Source organism: Pseudomonas sp. IT-P260 (genome assembly GCF_949768395.1).
GTDB classification, from domain to species: Bacteria; Pseudomonadota; Gammaproteobacteria; order Pseudomonadales; family Pseudomonadaceae; genus Aquipseudomonas; species Aquipseudomonas parakoreensis.
In genome coordinates this window covers 123,472-139,288 of the sequence record NZ_CATKPO010000011.1, presented here as the reverse complement: position 1 = coordinate 139,288, position 15,817 = coordinate 123,472, and the positions used below count along the sequence as shown (strand labels likewise).

At 58.3% G+C, this 15,817-nt stretch carries 16 protein-coding genes; all 16 read right to left on the bottom strand.

Annotation, left to right across the window (positions count from 1 at the left end):
* Positions 1 to 42 precede the first annotated feature (42 nt).
* Positions 43 to 1,875 carry a glutamine--fructose-6-phosphate transaminase (isomerizing) gene (glmS, locus tag ACM6HV_RS07570; protein WP_414903870.1) on the bottom strand — a complete coding sequence of 611 codons (1,833 nt, stop codon included), beginning with the start codon at positions 1,873 to 1,875 and terminating at the stop codon, positions 43 to 45.
* 2 nt (positions 1,876 to 1,877) lie between these two features.
* On the bottom strand, positions 1,878 to 2,654 hold the full coding sequence (locus ACM6HV_RS07565) for a DeoR/GlpR family DNA-binding transcription regulator (protein ID WP_041073573.1): 777 nt from the start codon (positions 2,652 to 2,654) through the stop codon (positions 1,878 to 1,880).
* A gap of 161 nt (positions 2,655 to 2,815) precedes the next feature.
* Entirely contained in the window at positions 2,816 to 4,183 is a 1,368-nt protein-coding gene (gene glmU / locus ACM6HV_RS07560; protein WP_414903869.1) for a bifunctional UDP-N-acetylglucosamine diphosphorylase/glucosamine-1-phosphate N-acetyltransferase GlmU, read from the bottom strand.
* Between the two features lie 117 nt (positions 4,184 to 4,300).
* Positions 4,301 to 4,726, bottom strand: coding sequence for a F0F1 ATP synthase subunit epsilon (locus ACM6HV_RS07555; RefSeq protein ID WP_007954164.1), 426 nt, complete (start codon positions 4,724 to 4,726; stop codon positions 4,301 to 4,303).
* A gap of 45 nt (positions 4,727 to 4,771) precedes the next feature.
* Positions 4,772 to 6,148 carry a F0F1 ATP synthase subunit beta gene (gene atpD, locus ACM6HV_RS07550; RefSeq protein ID WP_007954162.1) on the bottom strand — a complete coding sequence of 459 codons (1,377 nt, stop codon included), beginning with the start codon at positions 6,146 to 6,148 and terminating at the stop codon, positions 4,772 to 4,774.
* Positions 6,149 to 6,175: 27 nt separating this feature from the next.
* Positions 6,176 to 7,036, bottom strand: a complete 861-nt coding sequence (gene atpG, locus ACM6HV_RS07545; RefSeq protein ID WP_007954161.1) for a F0F1 ATP synthase subunit gamma — start codon at positions 7,034 to 7,036, stop codon at positions 6,176 to 6,178.
* A 50-nt stretch (positions 7,037 to 7,086) separates the two neighbouring features.
* Entirely contained in the window at positions 7,087 to 8,631 is a 1,545-nt protein-coding gene (atpA, locus tag ACM6HV_RS07540) for a F0F1 ATP synthase subunit alpha (protein ID WP_041073579.1), read from the bottom strand.
* A gap of 21 nt (positions 8,632 to 8,652) precedes the next feature.
* On the bottom strand, positions 8,653 to 9,189 hold the full coding sequence (locus ACM6HV_RS07535; protein ID WP_007911956.1) for a F0F1 ATP synthase subunit delta: 537 nt from the start codon (positions 9,187 to 9,189) through the stop codon (positions 8,653 to 8,655).
* A gap of 12 nt (positions 9,190 to 9,201) precedes the next feature.
* A complete protein-coding gene (locus ACM6HV_RS07530; protein ID WP_011336718.1) occupies positions 9,202 to 9,672 on the bottom strand; it encodes a F0F1 ATP synthase subunit B in 471 nt (156 codons plus the stop codon).
* A gap of 59 nt (positions 9,673 to 9,731) precedes the next feature.
* Positions 9,732 to 9,989, bottom strand: a complete 258-nt coding sequence (gene atpE / locus ACM6HV_RS07525; protein WP_003097235.1) for a F0F1 ATP synthase subunit C — start codon at positions 9,987 to 9,989, stop codon at positions 9,732 to 9,734.
* 133 nt (positions 9,990 to 10,122) lie between these two features.
* Positions 10,123 to 10,992, bottom strand: coding sequence for a F0F1 ATP synthase subunit A (atpB, locus tag ACM6HV_RS07520; RefSeq protein WP_145593848.1), 870 nt, complete (start codon positions 10,990 to 10,992; stop codon positions 10,123 to 10,125).
* Between the two features lie 16 nt (positions 10,993 to 11,008).
* Entirely contained in the window at positions 11,009 to 11,416 is a 408-nt protein-coding gene (locus tag ACM6HV_RS07515; RefSeq protein ID WP_414903868.1) for a F0F1 ATP synthase subunit I, read from the bottom strand.
* 148 nt (positions 11,417 to 11,564) lie between these two features.
* Positions 11,565 to 12,437: a ParB/RepB/Spo0J family partition protein gene (locus tag ACM6HV_RS07510; protein ID WP_003229785.1), complete on the bottom strand. Its 873-nt coding sequence runs from the start codon at positions 12,435 to 12,437 to the stop codon at positions 11,565 to 11,567.
* A 9-nt stretch (positions 12,438 to 12,446) separates the two neighbouring features.
* Positions 12,447 to 13,244, bottom strand: a complete 798-nt coding sequence (locus ACM6HV_RS07505) for a ParA family protein (protein WP_041073588.1) — start codon at positions 13,242 to 13,244, stop codon at positions 12,447 to 12,449.
* An 18-nt stretch (positions 13,245 to 13,262) separates the two neighbouring features.
* Positions 13,263 to 13,907 carry a 16S rRNA (guanine(527)-N(7))-methyltransferase RsmG gene (gene rsmG, locus ACM6HV_RS07500; protein WP_041073590.1) on the bottom strand — a complete coding sequence of 215 codons (645 nt, stop codon included), beginning with the start codon at positions 13,905 to 13,907 and terminating at the stop codon, positions 13,263 to 13,265.
* Positions 13,904 to 15,802, bottom strand: coding sequence for a tRNA uridine-5-carboxymethylaminomethyl(34) synthesis enzyme MnmG (gene mnmG, locus ACM6HV_RS07495; protein ID WP_414903867.1), 1,899 nt, complete (start codon positions 15,800 to 15,802; stop codon positions 13,904 to 13,906). The genes rsmG and mnmG overlap by 4 nt, the downstream gene beginning before the upstream one ends.
* Positions 15,803 to 15,817: the final 15 nt, after the last annotated feature.

The following is a 15,817-nucleotide window of genomic DNA, read 5'->3' as shown; positions in this document are numbered from 1 at the left end:
CTAATTGTTTAGAGACACGGGTCAATGTCAGCTGTGGATAACTTATTCCACCGTCACCGACTTCGCCAGGTTACGCGGCTGGTCGACGTCGGTGCCCTTGAGCACGGCGACGTAGTACGACAGCAACTGCAGCGGGACGGTGTAGAGGATCGGCGAGAGGATGTCGTGGATGTGCGGCATCTGCACCACGTGGGTGCCTTCGCCGTTGGTCATCCCGGCCTTCTCGTCAGCGAATACGATCAGTTCACCGCCACGGGCACGGACTTCCTGCAGGTTGGACTTGAGCTTCTCCAGCAGTTCGTTATTCGGCGCCACGGTGACCACCGGCATGTCGTTATCTACAAGCGCCAGCGGGCCGTGCTTCAGTTCCCCAGCCGGATAGGCTTCGGCGTGGATGTAGGAGATTTCCTTGAGTTTCAAGGCGCCCTCCATTGCGACCGGGAACTGCGCGCCACGGCCGAGGAACAGGGTGTGATTCTTCTCGGCGAACAGTTCGGCGATCTTTTCCACGGTGCTGTCCATCGCCAGTGCCTCACCCAGACGGGTCGGCAGGCGACGCAACTCTTCCACCAGCGTGGCTTCGACGCCTTTACCCAGCGTGCCGCGTACCTGACCCAGAGACAGGGTCAGCAGCAACAGGCCGACCAGTTGTGTGGTGAACGCCTTGGTCGAGGCTACGCCGATTTCGCGACCGGCCTGGGTCAGCAGCGTCAGGTCGGATTCACGCACCAGCGAGCTGATGCCGACGTTGCAGATCGCCAGGCTGGCGAGGAAGCCCAGCTCTTTGGCGTTGCGCAGCGCGGCCAGGGTGTCGGCAGTTTCGCCGGACTGCGAGATGGTCACGAACAGGGTATCCGGCTGCACCACCACTTTGCGGTAGCGGAATTCGCTGGCGACTTCGACCTGGCACGGGATACCGGCCAGTTCTTCGAGCCAGTAGCGCGCAACCATACCAGCGTGGTAACTGGTACCGCAGGCGACGATCTGCACGTTGCGCACTTTGGCGAACAGTTCGGCAGCCTGTGGACCGAAGGCCTGCACCAGCACCTGATTGTTGCTCAGGCGACCTTCGAGGGTACGCTGCACCACGACGGGCTGTTCGTGGATTTCCTTGAGCATGTAATGGCGGAATTCGCCCTTGTCGGCGGCTTCGGCACCATCGCTGTACTGCACGGTCTGGCGTTCGACAGCGTTGCCATTGACGTCCCAGATCTGCACGTTATCGCGGCGAATTTCGGCGATATCGCCCTCTTCCAGGTACATGAAGCGGTCAGTGACCTGGCGCAGGGCCAACTGGTCGGAGGCGAGGAAGTTCTCACCCAGGCCCAGACCAATCACCAACGGGCTGCCACTGCGCGCGGCCACCAGACGATCCGGCTGTTGTGCGTTGATCACGGCCAGACCGTAGGCGCCGTGCAGCTCTTTGACGGTAGCTTTCAGCGCAACGGTCAGGTCAGGCTGATCCTTCAGTTTGTGGCTCAGCAGGTGCGCGATGACTTCGGTATCGGTGTCCGAAGTGAACACGTAACCCTGCGCTTTCAGTTGCTCACGCAGGGCTTCGTGGTTCTCGATGATGCCGTTGTGCACCACGGCGATATCGCCGGAAAAATGCGGGTGCGCGTTACGCTCGCATGGTGCACCGTGGGTCGCCCAACGGGTGTGGGCGATACCGAGACGGCCAACCAGCGGCTGTGCGGCCAATGCTGCTTCCAGCTCGCTGACCTTGCCCGGACGGCGCATGCGCTCGAGCTTTTCGTCATTGGTGAAAACTGCCACACCGGCGCTGTCATAGCCGCGGTATTCAAGGCGCTTGAGGCCTTCAAGCAGGATGGCGGTGATATTACGTTCAGCAACTGCGCCGACAATTCCACACATGCTTATTTCTCCTGACTGACAGCCGCGCAAATCAATGTGATACCGCGGGCCTGAATCTGATCGCGGGCCTCTTGCGGCAAGCGATCATCGGTAATGAGGGTATGGACGCTGCTCCACGGCAGCTCCAGGTTGGGAATCTTGCGGCCGATCTTGTCGGCCTCGACCATCACGATCACTTCCCGCGCTACTTCCGCCATCACCCGGCTCAAACCGAGCAACTCGTTGAATGTGGTGGTACCGCGCACCAGATCGATGCCATCGGCGCCGATAAACAACTGGTCGAAGTCGTAAGAGCGTAGTACCTGCTCAGCCACCTGGCCCTGGAAGGACTCCGAATGCGGATCCCAGGTGCCGCCAGTCATCAGCAGCACCGGCTCGTGTTCGAGTTCGCTCAAGGCGTTGGCGACATGCAGGGAGTTGGTCATGACGACCAGACCCGGCTGCTGGCCCAGCTCGGGAATCATGGCGGCGGTGGTACTGCCGCTGTCGATGATGATGCGGGCGTGCTCGCGGATACGTTTGACGGCAGCGCGGGCAATCGCTTGTTTGTACTTCGAAACGCTTTGGCCGGGTTCCGCCACCAGCTCCTGCGGCATCGTGATCGCCCCGCCGTAACGGCGCAGCAACAGACCATGGCTTTCCAGCGCAGCCAGATCCTTGCGGATCGTAACTTCCGAGGTTTCGAAGCGCTTGGCCAGTTCATCCACACTGACTTCGCCCTGCTCGTTGAGCAAGGCGAGAATGTTGTGGCGGCGCTGGGGTGTATTACGTTTCGACATGGCGGCTTAAGTTTCGTTTCGAAAGATAACGTAAGCAATCAAAACCTATTGCCCTTCAATCGTCAAGCTCAGGCCATAAAAAAATCGCAACCCCCGGCACCCTCCTCTGTAGGAGCTGCCGAAGGCTGCGATCTTTTGATGTTAAAACCGCTGTGGAAAACTCAGCTCTTCTTGATCTTCTCCGGCCGCTTCCAGCCATCGATATTTTTCTGCCGCGCCCGACCCACGGCCAACTGCGCGTTATCCACATTCTGGGTAATGGTCGAGCCAGCCGCGGTGGTTGCCCCGGACGAGATATCCACAGGCGCGACCAGCGAGTTGTTGGAGCCGATGAATACATCTTCGCCCAACACGGTTTTCCATTTGTTGGCGCCATCGTAGTTACAGGTGATGGTGCCGGCGCCAATGTTGGTGCGTGCACCGATTTCCGCGTCGCCCAGGTAGGTCAGATGCCCGGCCTTGGCACCCTCGCCCATGCGCGCGTTTTTCAGTTCGACAAAGTTACCCACATGCGCGCGCGCTTCCAGAACCGTGCCCGGACGCAAACGGGCGAAAGGACCGGCATCGCTGCCTTCACCCAGCACCGCACCTTCGATGTGGCTGTTGGCCTTGATCACCACGCCTTTACGCAGGGTGCTGTCCTTGATCACGCAGTTCGGGCCGATCACCACGTCGTCCTCGATGACAACATTGCCTTCGAGAATCACGTTGACGTCGATCAGCACATCGCGACCGACGGTGACTTCGCCCCGCACATCGAAACGCGCCGGGTCACGCAGGGTCACACCTTGCGCCATCAGGCGGCGGCCGGCGCGCAGCTGGTAATGACGCTCCAGTTCCGACAGTTGCTTGCGATCGTTGGCGCCTTGCACTTCCATCGGGTCGTGCGGCTGCTCGGTGGCCACCACCAGACCATCGCTGACCGCCATTTCGATCACGTCGGTCAGGTAGTACTCGCCTTGCGCGTTGTTGTTTGACAGGCGGCTCATCCAGTCGGCCAAACGATTGGCCGGGACAGCGAGAATGCCGGTATTACCTTCGGTGATCGCGCGCTGGGCTTCGCTGGCATCTTTGTGTTCGACGATGGCAGCAACCTTGCCGTCAGCGCCGCGCACGATGCGGCCGTAACCGGTCGGGTCTTCCAGCTCAACGGTCAGCAGGCCCATCTGCCCCGGTACGACGTGCTTGAGCAGACGCTGCAGGGTTTCGACTTCGATCAAAGGCACGTCACCGTAAAGGATCAGTACGGTATCAGCAGTGATGAACGGGACCGCCTGAGCCGTGGCATGACCAGTGCCCAATTGTTTGTCCTGCAGGACGAAATTCAGATCGTCAGCCGCCAGACGCTCGCGAACCACGTCGGCACCGTGGCCGATCACCACATGAATGCGCTGTGGATCGAGCTGCCGTGCACTGTGGATAACATGCCCAAGCATGGAATTGCCGGCAACCGGGTGCAGCACTTTCGGCAACGCCGATCGCATACGGGTGCCTTGACCGGCCGCGAGAATAACGATTTCGAGAGACATGACTGGCTACCAATCCTGGGCGGTCAGCAACTGCGACCGGGTTGTAAAAATCGGAAAAGAAAAAAGGGTAGCCGAGGCTACCCTTTTTTATCAATCGCACAACAAGCGGCTGACGGATTAACCGCCAAACTTCTTGCGGATCTGCTGGACGGTGCGCAGCTGAGCTGCAGCCTCGGCCAGACGTGCGGACGCAGCTCCGTAATCGAAATCTGCGCTCTTCTCGTGCAGAGCAGCTTCGGCAGCCTTGAGGGCTGCTTGAGCCTGAGCTTCATCCAGGTCGGCGGCACGTTGCACGGTATCGGCAAGCACCTTGACCATGTTCGGCTGAACCTCGAGGAAACCACCGGAGATGTAGAACACCTCGGCTTCCCCGCCTTGCTTGATCAGGCGGATCGGACCTGGCTTCAGATTAGTGATCAGCGGCGCGTGACCCAGAGCGATACCAAGATCACCCAGTGCACCGTGCGCAATCACCATCTCGACCAGGCCGGAAAAGATTTCCCCTTCCGCGCTGACGATATCGCAATGGACTGTCATAGCCATCTGATTGCCTCAACCTAAATTAGCGCCCGTTGCCGGGCGCCGGGATTACAGTTTCTTGGCTTTCTCGATCGCTTCTTCGATGCCGCCAACCATGTAGAACGCTTGTTCTGGCAGGTGGTCGTAGTCACCGTTGAGGATGCCTTTGAAGCCAGCAATGGTGTCTTTCAGGGAAACGTATTTACCCGAAGCACCGGTGAAGACTTCAGCCACGAAGAACGGCTGCGACAAGAAGCGCTGGATCTTACGAGCACGGTTTACCAACTGCTTGTCGGCTTCCGACAGCTCGTCCATACCCAGGATCGCAATGATGTCCTTCAGCTCTTTGTAGCGCTGCAGCACGTACTGAACACCGCGAGCGGTTTCGTAGTGGTCGTTGCCGATCACGTTCGGATCCAGCTGACGCGAAGTCGAGTCCAGTGGGTCTACCGCTGGGTAGATACCCAGGGAAGCGATGTCACGGGACAGAACGACGGTGGCGTCCAAGTGGGCGAAGGTGGTCGCTGGCGACGGGTCGGTCAAGTCGTCCGCAGGTACGTATACCGCCTGGATCGAAGTAATCGAACCTTGCTTGGTCGAAGTGATGCGCTCTTGCAGCACGCCCATCTCTTCAGCCAGAGTCGGCTGGTAACCTACTGCCGAAGGCATACGGCCCAGCAGTGCGGATACTTCAGTACCGGCCAGGGTGTAACGATAGATGTTGTCGACGAACAGCAGAACGTCGTTACCTTCGTCACGGAACTTCTCGGCCATGGTCAGGCCGGTCAGTGCTACGCGCAGACGGTTTCCCGGCGGCTCGTTCATCTGACCGTAAACCAGGGCCACTTTGTCCAGAACGTTGGAGTCCTTCATCTCGTGGTAGAAGTCGTTACCCTCACGAGTACGCTCACCCACACCGGCGAACACGGAATAACCGCTGTGCTCGATGGCGATGTTACGGATCAGTTCCATCATGTTTACGGTTTTGCCTACACCGGCACCACCGAACAGACCGACTTTACCACCCTTGGCGAACGGGCAAACCAGGTCGATAACCTTGATGCCGGTTTCCAGCAGCTCGTTGCCGCCAGCTTGTTCAGCGAAGGAAGGAGCGGCGCGGTGAATACCCCAGCGCTCTTCTTCGCCGATCGGGCCTGCTTCGTCGATCGGGTTGCCCAGTACGTCCATGATCCGGCCCAGAGTCGCTTTACCGACCGGTACGGAGATGGCTGCGCCAGTGTTGTTGACGTCCAGACCGCGCTTCAAGCCTTCGGTCGAGCCCATCGCAATGGTACGTACCACGCCGTCGCCCAGCTGCTGCTGAACTTCCAGAGTGGTTTCGGCGCCTTGAACCTTCAAGGCGTCGTAGATGCTCGGTACGCTGTCGCGTGGGAATTCCACGTCGATAACGGCGCCGATGATTTGAACGATACGTCCGCTACTCATAGCTGGATCCTCTGAATATTTGAACCGTTAAACCGCGGCAGCGCCGCCGACGATTTCCGAGATCTCTTGGGTGATCGCAGCCTGACGCGCCTTGTTGTAGATCAGCTGCAAATCGCTGATCAAATCACCGGCGTTGTCGGTAGCGTTCTTCATCGCGATCATCCGCGCAGCTTGTTCGGCCGCGTTGTTCTCGACCACCGCCTGGTACACCTGCGACTCCACGTAGCGCACCATCAAGCCGTCTAGCAGCTCTTTGGCGTCTGGTTCGTAGAGGTAGTCCCAGTGGTGCTTGAGTTCTTGATCCGGGGTCGCCACCAGTGGAATCAACTGCTCCACGGTAGGCTGTTGCGTCATGGTGTTGATGAACTTGTTGGATACCACGGACAGGCGGTCAATACGGCCGTCCAGGTAGGCATCCAGCATCACCTTGACGCTGCCGATCAGATCATTGATCGACGGCTCTTCACCCAGGTGGCTGATAGCTGCAACGACGTTACCGCCGAAGTTGCGGAAAAAGGCCGCACCCTTGCTACCAACAACACACAGATCAATCTCGACGCCGTTTTCGCGGTTTACCGCCATGTCCTTGACCAGGGCCTTGAACAGGTTGGTGTTCAAGCCGCCGCACAGACCACGGTCACTGCTCACTACGACATAACCGACACGCTTTACTTCACGGTCGATCATGAACGGGTGGCGGTATTCCGGGTTGGCGTTGGCCAGATGCCCAATTACCTGGCGGATACGTTCCGCATAAGGACGGCTAGCAGCCATGCGCATTTGTGCCTTGCGCATTTTGCTGACCGCCACTTTTTCCATGGCGCTGGTAATTTTTTGCGTGCTTTTGATGCTCGCAATCTTACTGCGAATCTCTTTTGCGCCTGCCATGTAACACCTATCAGGTTAGCAAGCGGGAGCCTTGCGGCTCCCGCTGCGGCTTACCAGGTTTGGGTGGCCTTGAACTTCTCGATACCGGCTTTGAGGCCAGCGTCGATTTCGTCATTGAAGTCACCTTTAACGTTGATCTTGGCCATCAAATCGGCGTGATCGCGGTTGAAGAAAGCAATCAGCGCTTGTTCGAAGCTGCCGATCTTGGCGATTTCAATGTCAGTCAGGAACCCACGCTCAGCGGCATACAGCGACAGCGCCATGTCAGCGATCGACATCGGTGCGTATTGCTTCTGCTTCATCAGCTCGGTAACGCGCTGACCATGCTCAAGTTGCTTGCGGGTCGCTTCGTCCAGGTCAGAAGCGAACTGGGCGAATGCTGCCAGTTCACGGTACTGAGCCAGAGCGGTACGGATACCACCGGACAGCTTCTTGATGATCTTGGTCTGAGCGGCACCACCCACACGGGATACCGAAACACCGGCGTTCACTGCAGGGCGGATGCCCGAGTTGAACATGGCCGATTCCAGGAAGATCTGACCGTCGGTGATGGAAATCACGTTGGTCGGAACGAACGCGGAAACGTCGCCAGCCTGGGTTTCGATGATCGGCAGTGCGGTCAGGGAACCGGTTTTGCCGGTCACTGCGCCGTTGGTGAACTTCTCTACGTACTCTTCCGAAACGCGGGATGCGCGCTCCAGCAGACGGGAGTGGAGATAGAACACGTCGCCTGGGTAAGCTTCACGGCCTGGTGGACGGCGCAGCAGCAGGGAAATCTGGCGGTAAGCCACTGCTTGCTTGGACAGATCGTCATAAACGATCAGCGCGTCTTCACCGCGGTCGCGGAAGAATTCACCCATGGTGCAACCGGAGTACGGAGCCAGGAATTGCAGTGCTGCAGATTCCGAAGCGCTCGCTGCAACGATGATGGTGTTAGCCAGTGCACCGTTTTCTTCCAGCTTGCGAACCACGTTGGCGATGGTCGACTGCTTCTGACCGATTGCCACGTAGACGCAGAAAATGCCGCTGTCTTTCTGGTTGATGATCGCGTCGATCGCCAGAGCGGTTTTACCGATCTGACGGTCACCGATGATCAGCTCACGCTGGCCACGGCCGACAGGGATCATGGCATCGACAGCCTTGTAGCCAGTCTGTACAGGCTGGTCTACCGACTTACGCCAGATCACGCCCGGTGCAACTTTCTCGACCGCGTCGGTCTCGGTGTTGCCCAGTGGACCTTTGCCGTCAACAGGGTTACCCAGTGCGTCGACTACGCGACCCAGCAGTTCCTTACCTACCGGAACTTCGAGGATGCGGCCGGTGCACTTGGCGCTCATGCCTTCAGCCAGACTGGTGTATGCGCCAAGTACAACGGCACCTACGGAGTCTTGCTCCAGGTTGAGGGCCATACCGTAGACGCCGCCCGGAAACTCGATCATCTCGCCGTACATGACGTCGGCCAGACCGTGAATCCGCACGATACCGTCAGATACGCTGACGACAGTGCCTTCGTTACGGGCTTGGGAGGTCACATCGAGCTTTTCGATGCGGCCCTTGATAATTTCACTTATTTCGGAAGGATTGAGTTGCTGCATTGCTCTGCTGCCCCTTCAAACTCAAGATTTCAATGCTTCGGCAAGTTTCGCGATTTTGCCGCGAATCGAGCCATCGATAACCAGGTCGCCGGCGCGGATAACGACACCACCTATAAGGGCAGCATCCTCCGCAACTTGCAGGCGCACTTCCCGGTTGAGTCGTGCACTGAGAACCTTGGCGAGTTTGTCTTGCTGTTCTTGGTTCAATGCAAAAGCACTGGTCACTTCAACGTCTACCGATTTCTCTTGCTCGGCCTTGTACAGGTCGAAAAGAGCGGCGATCTCCGGCAGAAGCGGGAGACGGTCGTTTTCGGCAACGACATTGATGAAATTCTGTGCCTTGGCATCGAACTTGTCGCCGCACACGTCAATGAACGTGGCGGCCTTTTCTGCGCTCGTCAGTCGCGGGGCCTTGAGCACGCGCTGCATGGTGTCGTCTTGCGACACCGCTGCTGCCAGGCCGAGCATGGCTGACCAATTGGCCAGTTGCTGGTGGGCCTGAGCGTGCTCGAAGGCCGCCTTAGCGTAAGGTCGGGCCAACGTGGTCAGTTCTGCCATGATCGCCCTCGCTTAGATTTCAGCAGCCAGTTGGTTAACCAGCTCTGCGTGCGCGTTTTGATCGATTGTGGCACCCAGGATCTTCTCGGCGCCGCCGACAGCCAGCAAGCCCACTTGGGCGCGCAGCTTGTCTTTGACACTGTTCAGTTCCTGTTCGATCTCGGCTTGAGCCTGAACCTTCACACGGTCAGCGTCGATACGGGCTTTTTCAACAGCCTCTTCAACGATCTGGTTGCCGCGTTTCTTGGCTTGCTCGATGATTTCAGCTGCCTGAGCTTTCGCTTCGCGCAGTTGCTGACCCGCTTTCTCTTGGGCCAACTCCAGGTCGCGAGCTGCTCGGCTGGCAGCGTCCAGACCATCAGCGATCTTCTTTTGACGTTCGTGCAGTGCCGCAATGACCGGAGGCCATACGAACTTCATGCAGAACAGTACAAAAATCAGGAACGCAACGGACTGGCCAATCAGGGTCGCATTAATGTTCACGCCAACACCTCGCAGTTACGTTGTCCATCACATCAAATTACTCGGAAGAATCCGGGTAATTAGCCAGCGATCTGACCAACGAACGGGTTCGCAAAGGTGAAGAACAGAGCGATACCAACACCGATCATGGTTACGGCGTCGAGCAGACCGGCAACGATGAACATTTTAACTTGCAGCATTGGAACCATTTCTGGCTGACGCGCTGCGCCTTCCAGGAACTTGCCGCCCAGCAGGCCGAAACCAATTGCGGTACCCAGTGCGCCCAGGCCGATCAACAGTGCAACAGCGATAGCGGTTAGACCAACTACAGTTTCCATCTTTCCTCCCGACTTTTACGTCGTATGGTTTAGGTTTTTTAGATTAAAGCGGTAAAACAAATCGTTTCAGAGGCCCGGTTAGGAGCCCCTTCCCGTTTGACCGGGAAGGACATCAGACTAGTCGAGACTCGTCTTAATGGTTTTCTTCGTGCGCCATCGACAGGTAGACGATGGTCAGCATCATGAAGATGAACGCCTGCAGGGTGATGATCAGGATGTGGAACACAGCCCACGCCCACTGCAGAACAACGCCCAGGCCGCTCAGCCAGAGCAGGCCGCTGCCGAACATCACAGCGATCAGAATGAACACCAGCTCGCCGGCATACATGTTGCCGAACAGACGCAGAGCCAGAGAGATCGGCTTGGCGATCAGGGTCACGAATTCCAGCAGGAAGTTCACCGGGATCAGCAGGGCCTGAACGAAGATGTTCTTGCTGCCGAACGGGTGCAGGGTGAGTTCGCCGATGAAGCCGCCGATGCCCTTGACCTTGATGCTGTAGAAAATGATCAGCGCGAAAACCGAGAACGCCATGCCCAGGGTCGCGTTCGGGTCAGTGGTCGACACGGCGCGGAACGGGATGTGGTGGTCACCGGAGATCAGGATGGCCAGCTGAGGAATCCAGTCGACCGGTACCAGGTCGATGGCGTTCATCAGGAACACCCAGACGAAGATGGTCAGTGCCAGCGGTGCAATCACCGGGCTACGGCCATGGAAGCTGTCTTTCACGCTGCCATCGACGAATTCGACCAATACTTCAACGAAGTTCTGCAAAGCACCCGGCTGACCCGAAGTCGCTTTCTTTGCCGCCATGCGGAAAAGGAAAACGAAGATCAGACCCAGCGCGACCGACCAGCCGAGGGTATCGACGTGGAAAGCCCAGAAGCCCATTTCCTTGGCTTCTGCTGCGGTATGGGCAAAGCCCCAGCCGCCGTTGGGTAGCTGACCGAAGGTCAGGTTCTGCAAGTGGTGCTGGATATAGCCCGAAGCGGTTGTTTCTGCCATGGTTGCCTCAAACGCCCTAAGGTCTCGAAAGTCTTGTTCTCATCAGCAGGGGAGCGAACCAGCTGACCGACTGAGTCAGCACGAAAGCGCCGAATATTGCGATCGGCGCCAATGGCTTCACACCTGCAAACACCAGTGCAAACAGCACTGCCGTCAAAATCAGTTTGCCTGCCTCGCCGGCATAAAATGACCGGACGATGGACTGGGCTGCTCGGGCGCCGGAAAACCGAAATGCCTTGTGAGCGAAATAAACATTGGGCAGCAAGGCTATCAGGCCTCCGCAAAGACCCGAGTATCCGGCAACGACTCCGTGCCATTGCCAGAGCGCCAAAGCGGCAATGAGCAAAATGACAAATTGAGCCATCAACACCGGAAAAACCGCCAGGCGATGGAACGGCAGGCGGTTTGGCTTGCGGGTTTCCATCACGTTTGCTCTCCAATGGTCGGCTGCCGAAATTCAATAACTTGGCATAATTTGTGCCGACAAAATGCGCGCAGAGTATAGGGGCGGTTCTGCCCCTATTCAACTGTCAGGTAGTGATTTCCGACTGCGCGCTACATGAGGAAATGTTTCAGCGGATGTGTGCGAGCACACCTTGAAGCTCATCGAGGGAGTTGTAACCGATCACCAACTGCCCTTTTCCCTTCTTCCCGTGGCGGATCTGCACCGCAGAGCCTAGGCGCTCGGCCAGACGCTGTTCGAGCCGGGCGATATCCGGGTCGGGTTTGGCCGCTTCCACAGGCTCCGGTTTGCCACTCAACCACTGGCGAACCAGTGCCTCAGTTTGGCGCACAGTCAGGCCGCGTGCGACAACATGTCGCGCCCCTTCCACCTGCTGATTGTCCGGCAGACCGAGCAAAGCACGGGCATGACCCATTTCCAGGTCACCGTGGGACAGCATGGTCTTGATGACTTCCGGCAGTGCAATAAGTCGCAACAGGTTAGCCACAGTCACGCGGGACTTACCCACAGCCTCGGCCACCTGCTGTTGAGTGAGCTGGAATTCCTGCTGCAGACGCTGCAAGGCGACGGCTTCCTCGATCGGGTTCAGGTCTTCACGCTGGATGTTCTCGATAAGCGCAATGGCGATCGCGGTTTCATCCGGCACATCACGGACCATCGCCGGGATGGTTTCCTGGCCGGCCTGCTGGCTGGCGCGCCAGCGGCGTTCACCGGCGATGATTTCAAAACGGCCACCACCAATCGGGCGCACCACGATCGGCTGCATCACGCCTTGCGACTTGATTGACTGCGCCAGCTCTTCCAGTGCCTGCGGGTCCATGTCGCGGCGTGGCTGGTATTTGCCGCGCTGCAGCAGGTCCAGCGGCAAGTGTTGCAGTTCACGGGTATCGGCCTGCGCCGCCTGTTCTTCCAGCGCGCTGACGGTCGGACCACTCAGCAGTGCATCCAGTCCACGTCCGAGACCTCGTTTCTTGACGGCCATGGGGATTCCTTAAGTTGGCTGGGCAGCGGCGATGCGTGAATTTTTGCGCTGACGGCGAACCATTTCGCCCGCCAGAGCCAGATAGGCCAGCGCGCCGCGCGATTGCTTGTCGTAGGCCAGTGCCGGCATACCGTAGCTCGGCGCTTCGGCCAGACGGATGTTGCGCGGGATCACTGTGTCGTACAGCTGTTCGCCAAAGTGTTCCTTGAGCTGGGCCGAGACGTCGTTCATCAGACTCAGCCGCGGGTCGTACATGGTGCGCAGCAAACCTTCGACCTTGAGGTTGGGGTTCAGCAGTTCGGCGATGCGCTTGATGTTATCCACAAGGTCGCTCAAGCCTTCGAGCGCAAAGTATTCGCATTGCATGGGGATAATCACCCCATCGGCGGCAACCAAAGCGTTCAACGTGAGCATCGACAGCGACGGCGGGCAGTCGATCAAAATGTAATCGTAGTTTTCACGGATCGGCGCCAGCGCGCTGCGCAGACGGCTTTCCTTCATCTGCATTTCCAGCAGCACCACTTCGGCCGCCGTCAGATCCCGGTTGGCCGGCAGCAGTTGATAACCGCCATGTTCCGAGAAATGCATGGCCTGGGCCAGATCGCATTCGCCGATCAGCAGGTCGTAGACCGAGTTTTCCAGGCCATGTTTATCCACACCGCTACCCATGGTGGCGTTGCCCTGTGGATCGAGATCGATCAACAGCACCCGGCGCTTGGTCGCGACCAGGGATGCTGCGAGGTTGATACAGGTGGTGGTTTTGCCCACACCACCCTTCTGGTTCGCTATCGCGAATACCTTAGCCATTCTTGCTTGTGTTCCCAATCATGCCGTGCGGCGCAGTATCAGCAGATGGCGTTGGCCTTGGCAACCGGGGACGGCCAGGGCGTGTTCGCTATCGAGTTTGAAGTCTGCCGGCAATGCTACCAGCTCATCAGCCGGATGAACGCCCTTCATTGCCAGCCAGCGCGTGTCGGCATCGCCCAGATGGCGAGTCCAGTTGGTGAAGTTCTCCATACTGCTGAACGCCCGGGAGATGATCCCGTTAAATGGCTGGGCAGGCTGGAAAGCTTCGACACGACTGTGGATAACTTGCAGGTTATCCAGTTTGAGTTCGAGTTTGACCTGAGTCAGGAAGCGGGTTTTCTTGCCGTTGCTGTCCAGACAGGTCACTTGCGAGTCCGGATACAGGATCGCCAACGGGATCCCCGGCATGCCGCCGCCGCTGCCGACGTCGAGCCAGCGACCGTTTTCGATAAACGACATCACGCTCAGACTGTCGAGCAGATGCCGCGAGACCATCTCGTCCGGGTCGCGCACAGCAGTCAGGTTGTAGGCCTGGTTCCATTTGATCAACAGGGCCAGGTAACCCAGCAGCAGTTCGTGCTGAGCTGCACTGAGATTGACACCGAGCGCGCGGGCTCCTGTGGATAACTCTTCGGCGTGTTGCGAAGTGACCTTAGAACTCAAGCGCTTTGCTCCAACTGACGGCCCGCGCCGCGTTTTTTCAAATGAATCATCAACAGCGAAATCGCTGCCGGGGTCACGCCCGGAATCCGCGAAGCCTGGCCGAGCGTCTCCGGACGCGTGGCACCGAGCTTGCTCTGGATCTCCTTGGAGAGACCGGAAATGTTGGTGTAATCGATATCCACAGGCAGTTTCGTGTCTTCACTGGCGCGCAGACGGGCGATTTCGTCCTGTTGACGGTCGATGTAACCGGCGTATTTGGTCTTGATCTCAACCTGTTCGGCGACCTGTGGATCTTCGGCGCCCTGTCCGGTCACTTCGACCAGACCAGCGTAGTCGATTTCCGGACGGCTCAAGAGGTTGAGCAAGTTGTATTCGTGAGTCAGCGGTGTGCCGAATTTTTCCGCAATCGCATCGCCCTGCTGCGTACCCGGGCGAACCCAGGTGCTTTTCAGACGCTGCTCTTCCAGTTCGATGTTTTCGCGCTTCTTGCAGAACGCCGCCCAACGCGCGTCATCGACCAGACCCAGTTCGCGGCCTTTTTCGGTCAGACGCAGGTCGGCGTTGTCTTCACGCAGGATCAGGCGGTACTCGGCACGGGAAGTGAACATGCGGTACGGCTCTTGGGTACCGAGGGTGATCAGGTCGTCGACGAGTACGCCGATGTACGCCTCATCGCGACGCGGGCACCAGGCTTCTTTGCCCTTGGCGCGCAGCGCAGCGTTGGCCCCGGCAAGCAAACCTTGCGCACCGGCTTCTTCGTAACCGGTGGTGCCGTTGATTTGCCCGGCGAAGAACAGACCGCCGATGACTTTGGTTTCCAGGCTGTACTTCAGGTCGCGCGGATCGAAGTAGTCGTACTCGATCGCATAACCCGGACGCACGATGTGCGCGTTTTCCATGCCGCGAATCGATTGCACGATCTGCAATTGCACGTCGAACGGCAAGCTTGTGGATATCCCGTTCGGATACAGCTCATGAGTGGTCAGGCCTTCCGGCTCAATGAACACCTGATGGCTTTCCTTGTCGGCAAAGCGGTGAATCTTGTCTTCGATCGACGGGCAATAACGCGGGCCGATGCCCTCGATCTCGCCGGCAGCGGAATACATCGGCGAACGGTCGAGGTTCGCCGCAATGATTTCGTGGGTGCGGGCGTTGGTGTGAGTAATCCAGCAACTGACCTGGCGTGGATGCTGTTCCTTGTTGCCCATGAACGACATCACCGGGATCGGCGTATCGCCTGGTTGCTCGGCCATCACCGAGAAATCCACAGACTTGCCATCAATGCGCGGTGGCGTACCGGTTTTCAGGCGACCGACACGCAGCGGCAGTTCACGCAGACGATGTGCGAGGGCAATCGATGGCGGATCACCGGCACGACCGCCGGAGAAATTCTGCAAACCGATGTGGATAAGTCCACCGAGGAACGTTCCGGTGGTCAGCACTACGGAATCGGCGAAAAAGCGCAGACCCATTTGTGTGACCACACCACGAACCTGTTCCTGCTCGACGATCAAGTCGTCAGCAGCCTGTTGAAATATCCACAGGTTCGGCTGGTTTTCCAGGATTTCGCGGACAGCGGCCTTGTACAGAATCCGGTCCGCCTGGGCACGGGTTGCACGCACGGCCGGGCCTTTACGGCTGTTCAACACACGAAACTGGATACCGCCCAGGTCGGTAGCCACGGCCATCGCGCCGCCGAGGGCATCGATTTCCTTGACCAGATGGCTTTTGCCAATGCCACCGATGGCCGGGTTGCAGCTCATGGCACCGAGGGTTTCCACGTTATGCGTCAGCAACAGGGTTTTTGCCCCCATACGTGCTGAGGCCAGTGCTGCCTCGGTACCGGCATGACCGCCGCCGATGACGATCACTTCAAAACGGGAAGGGAAATCCACCACGCACCTCGTGCC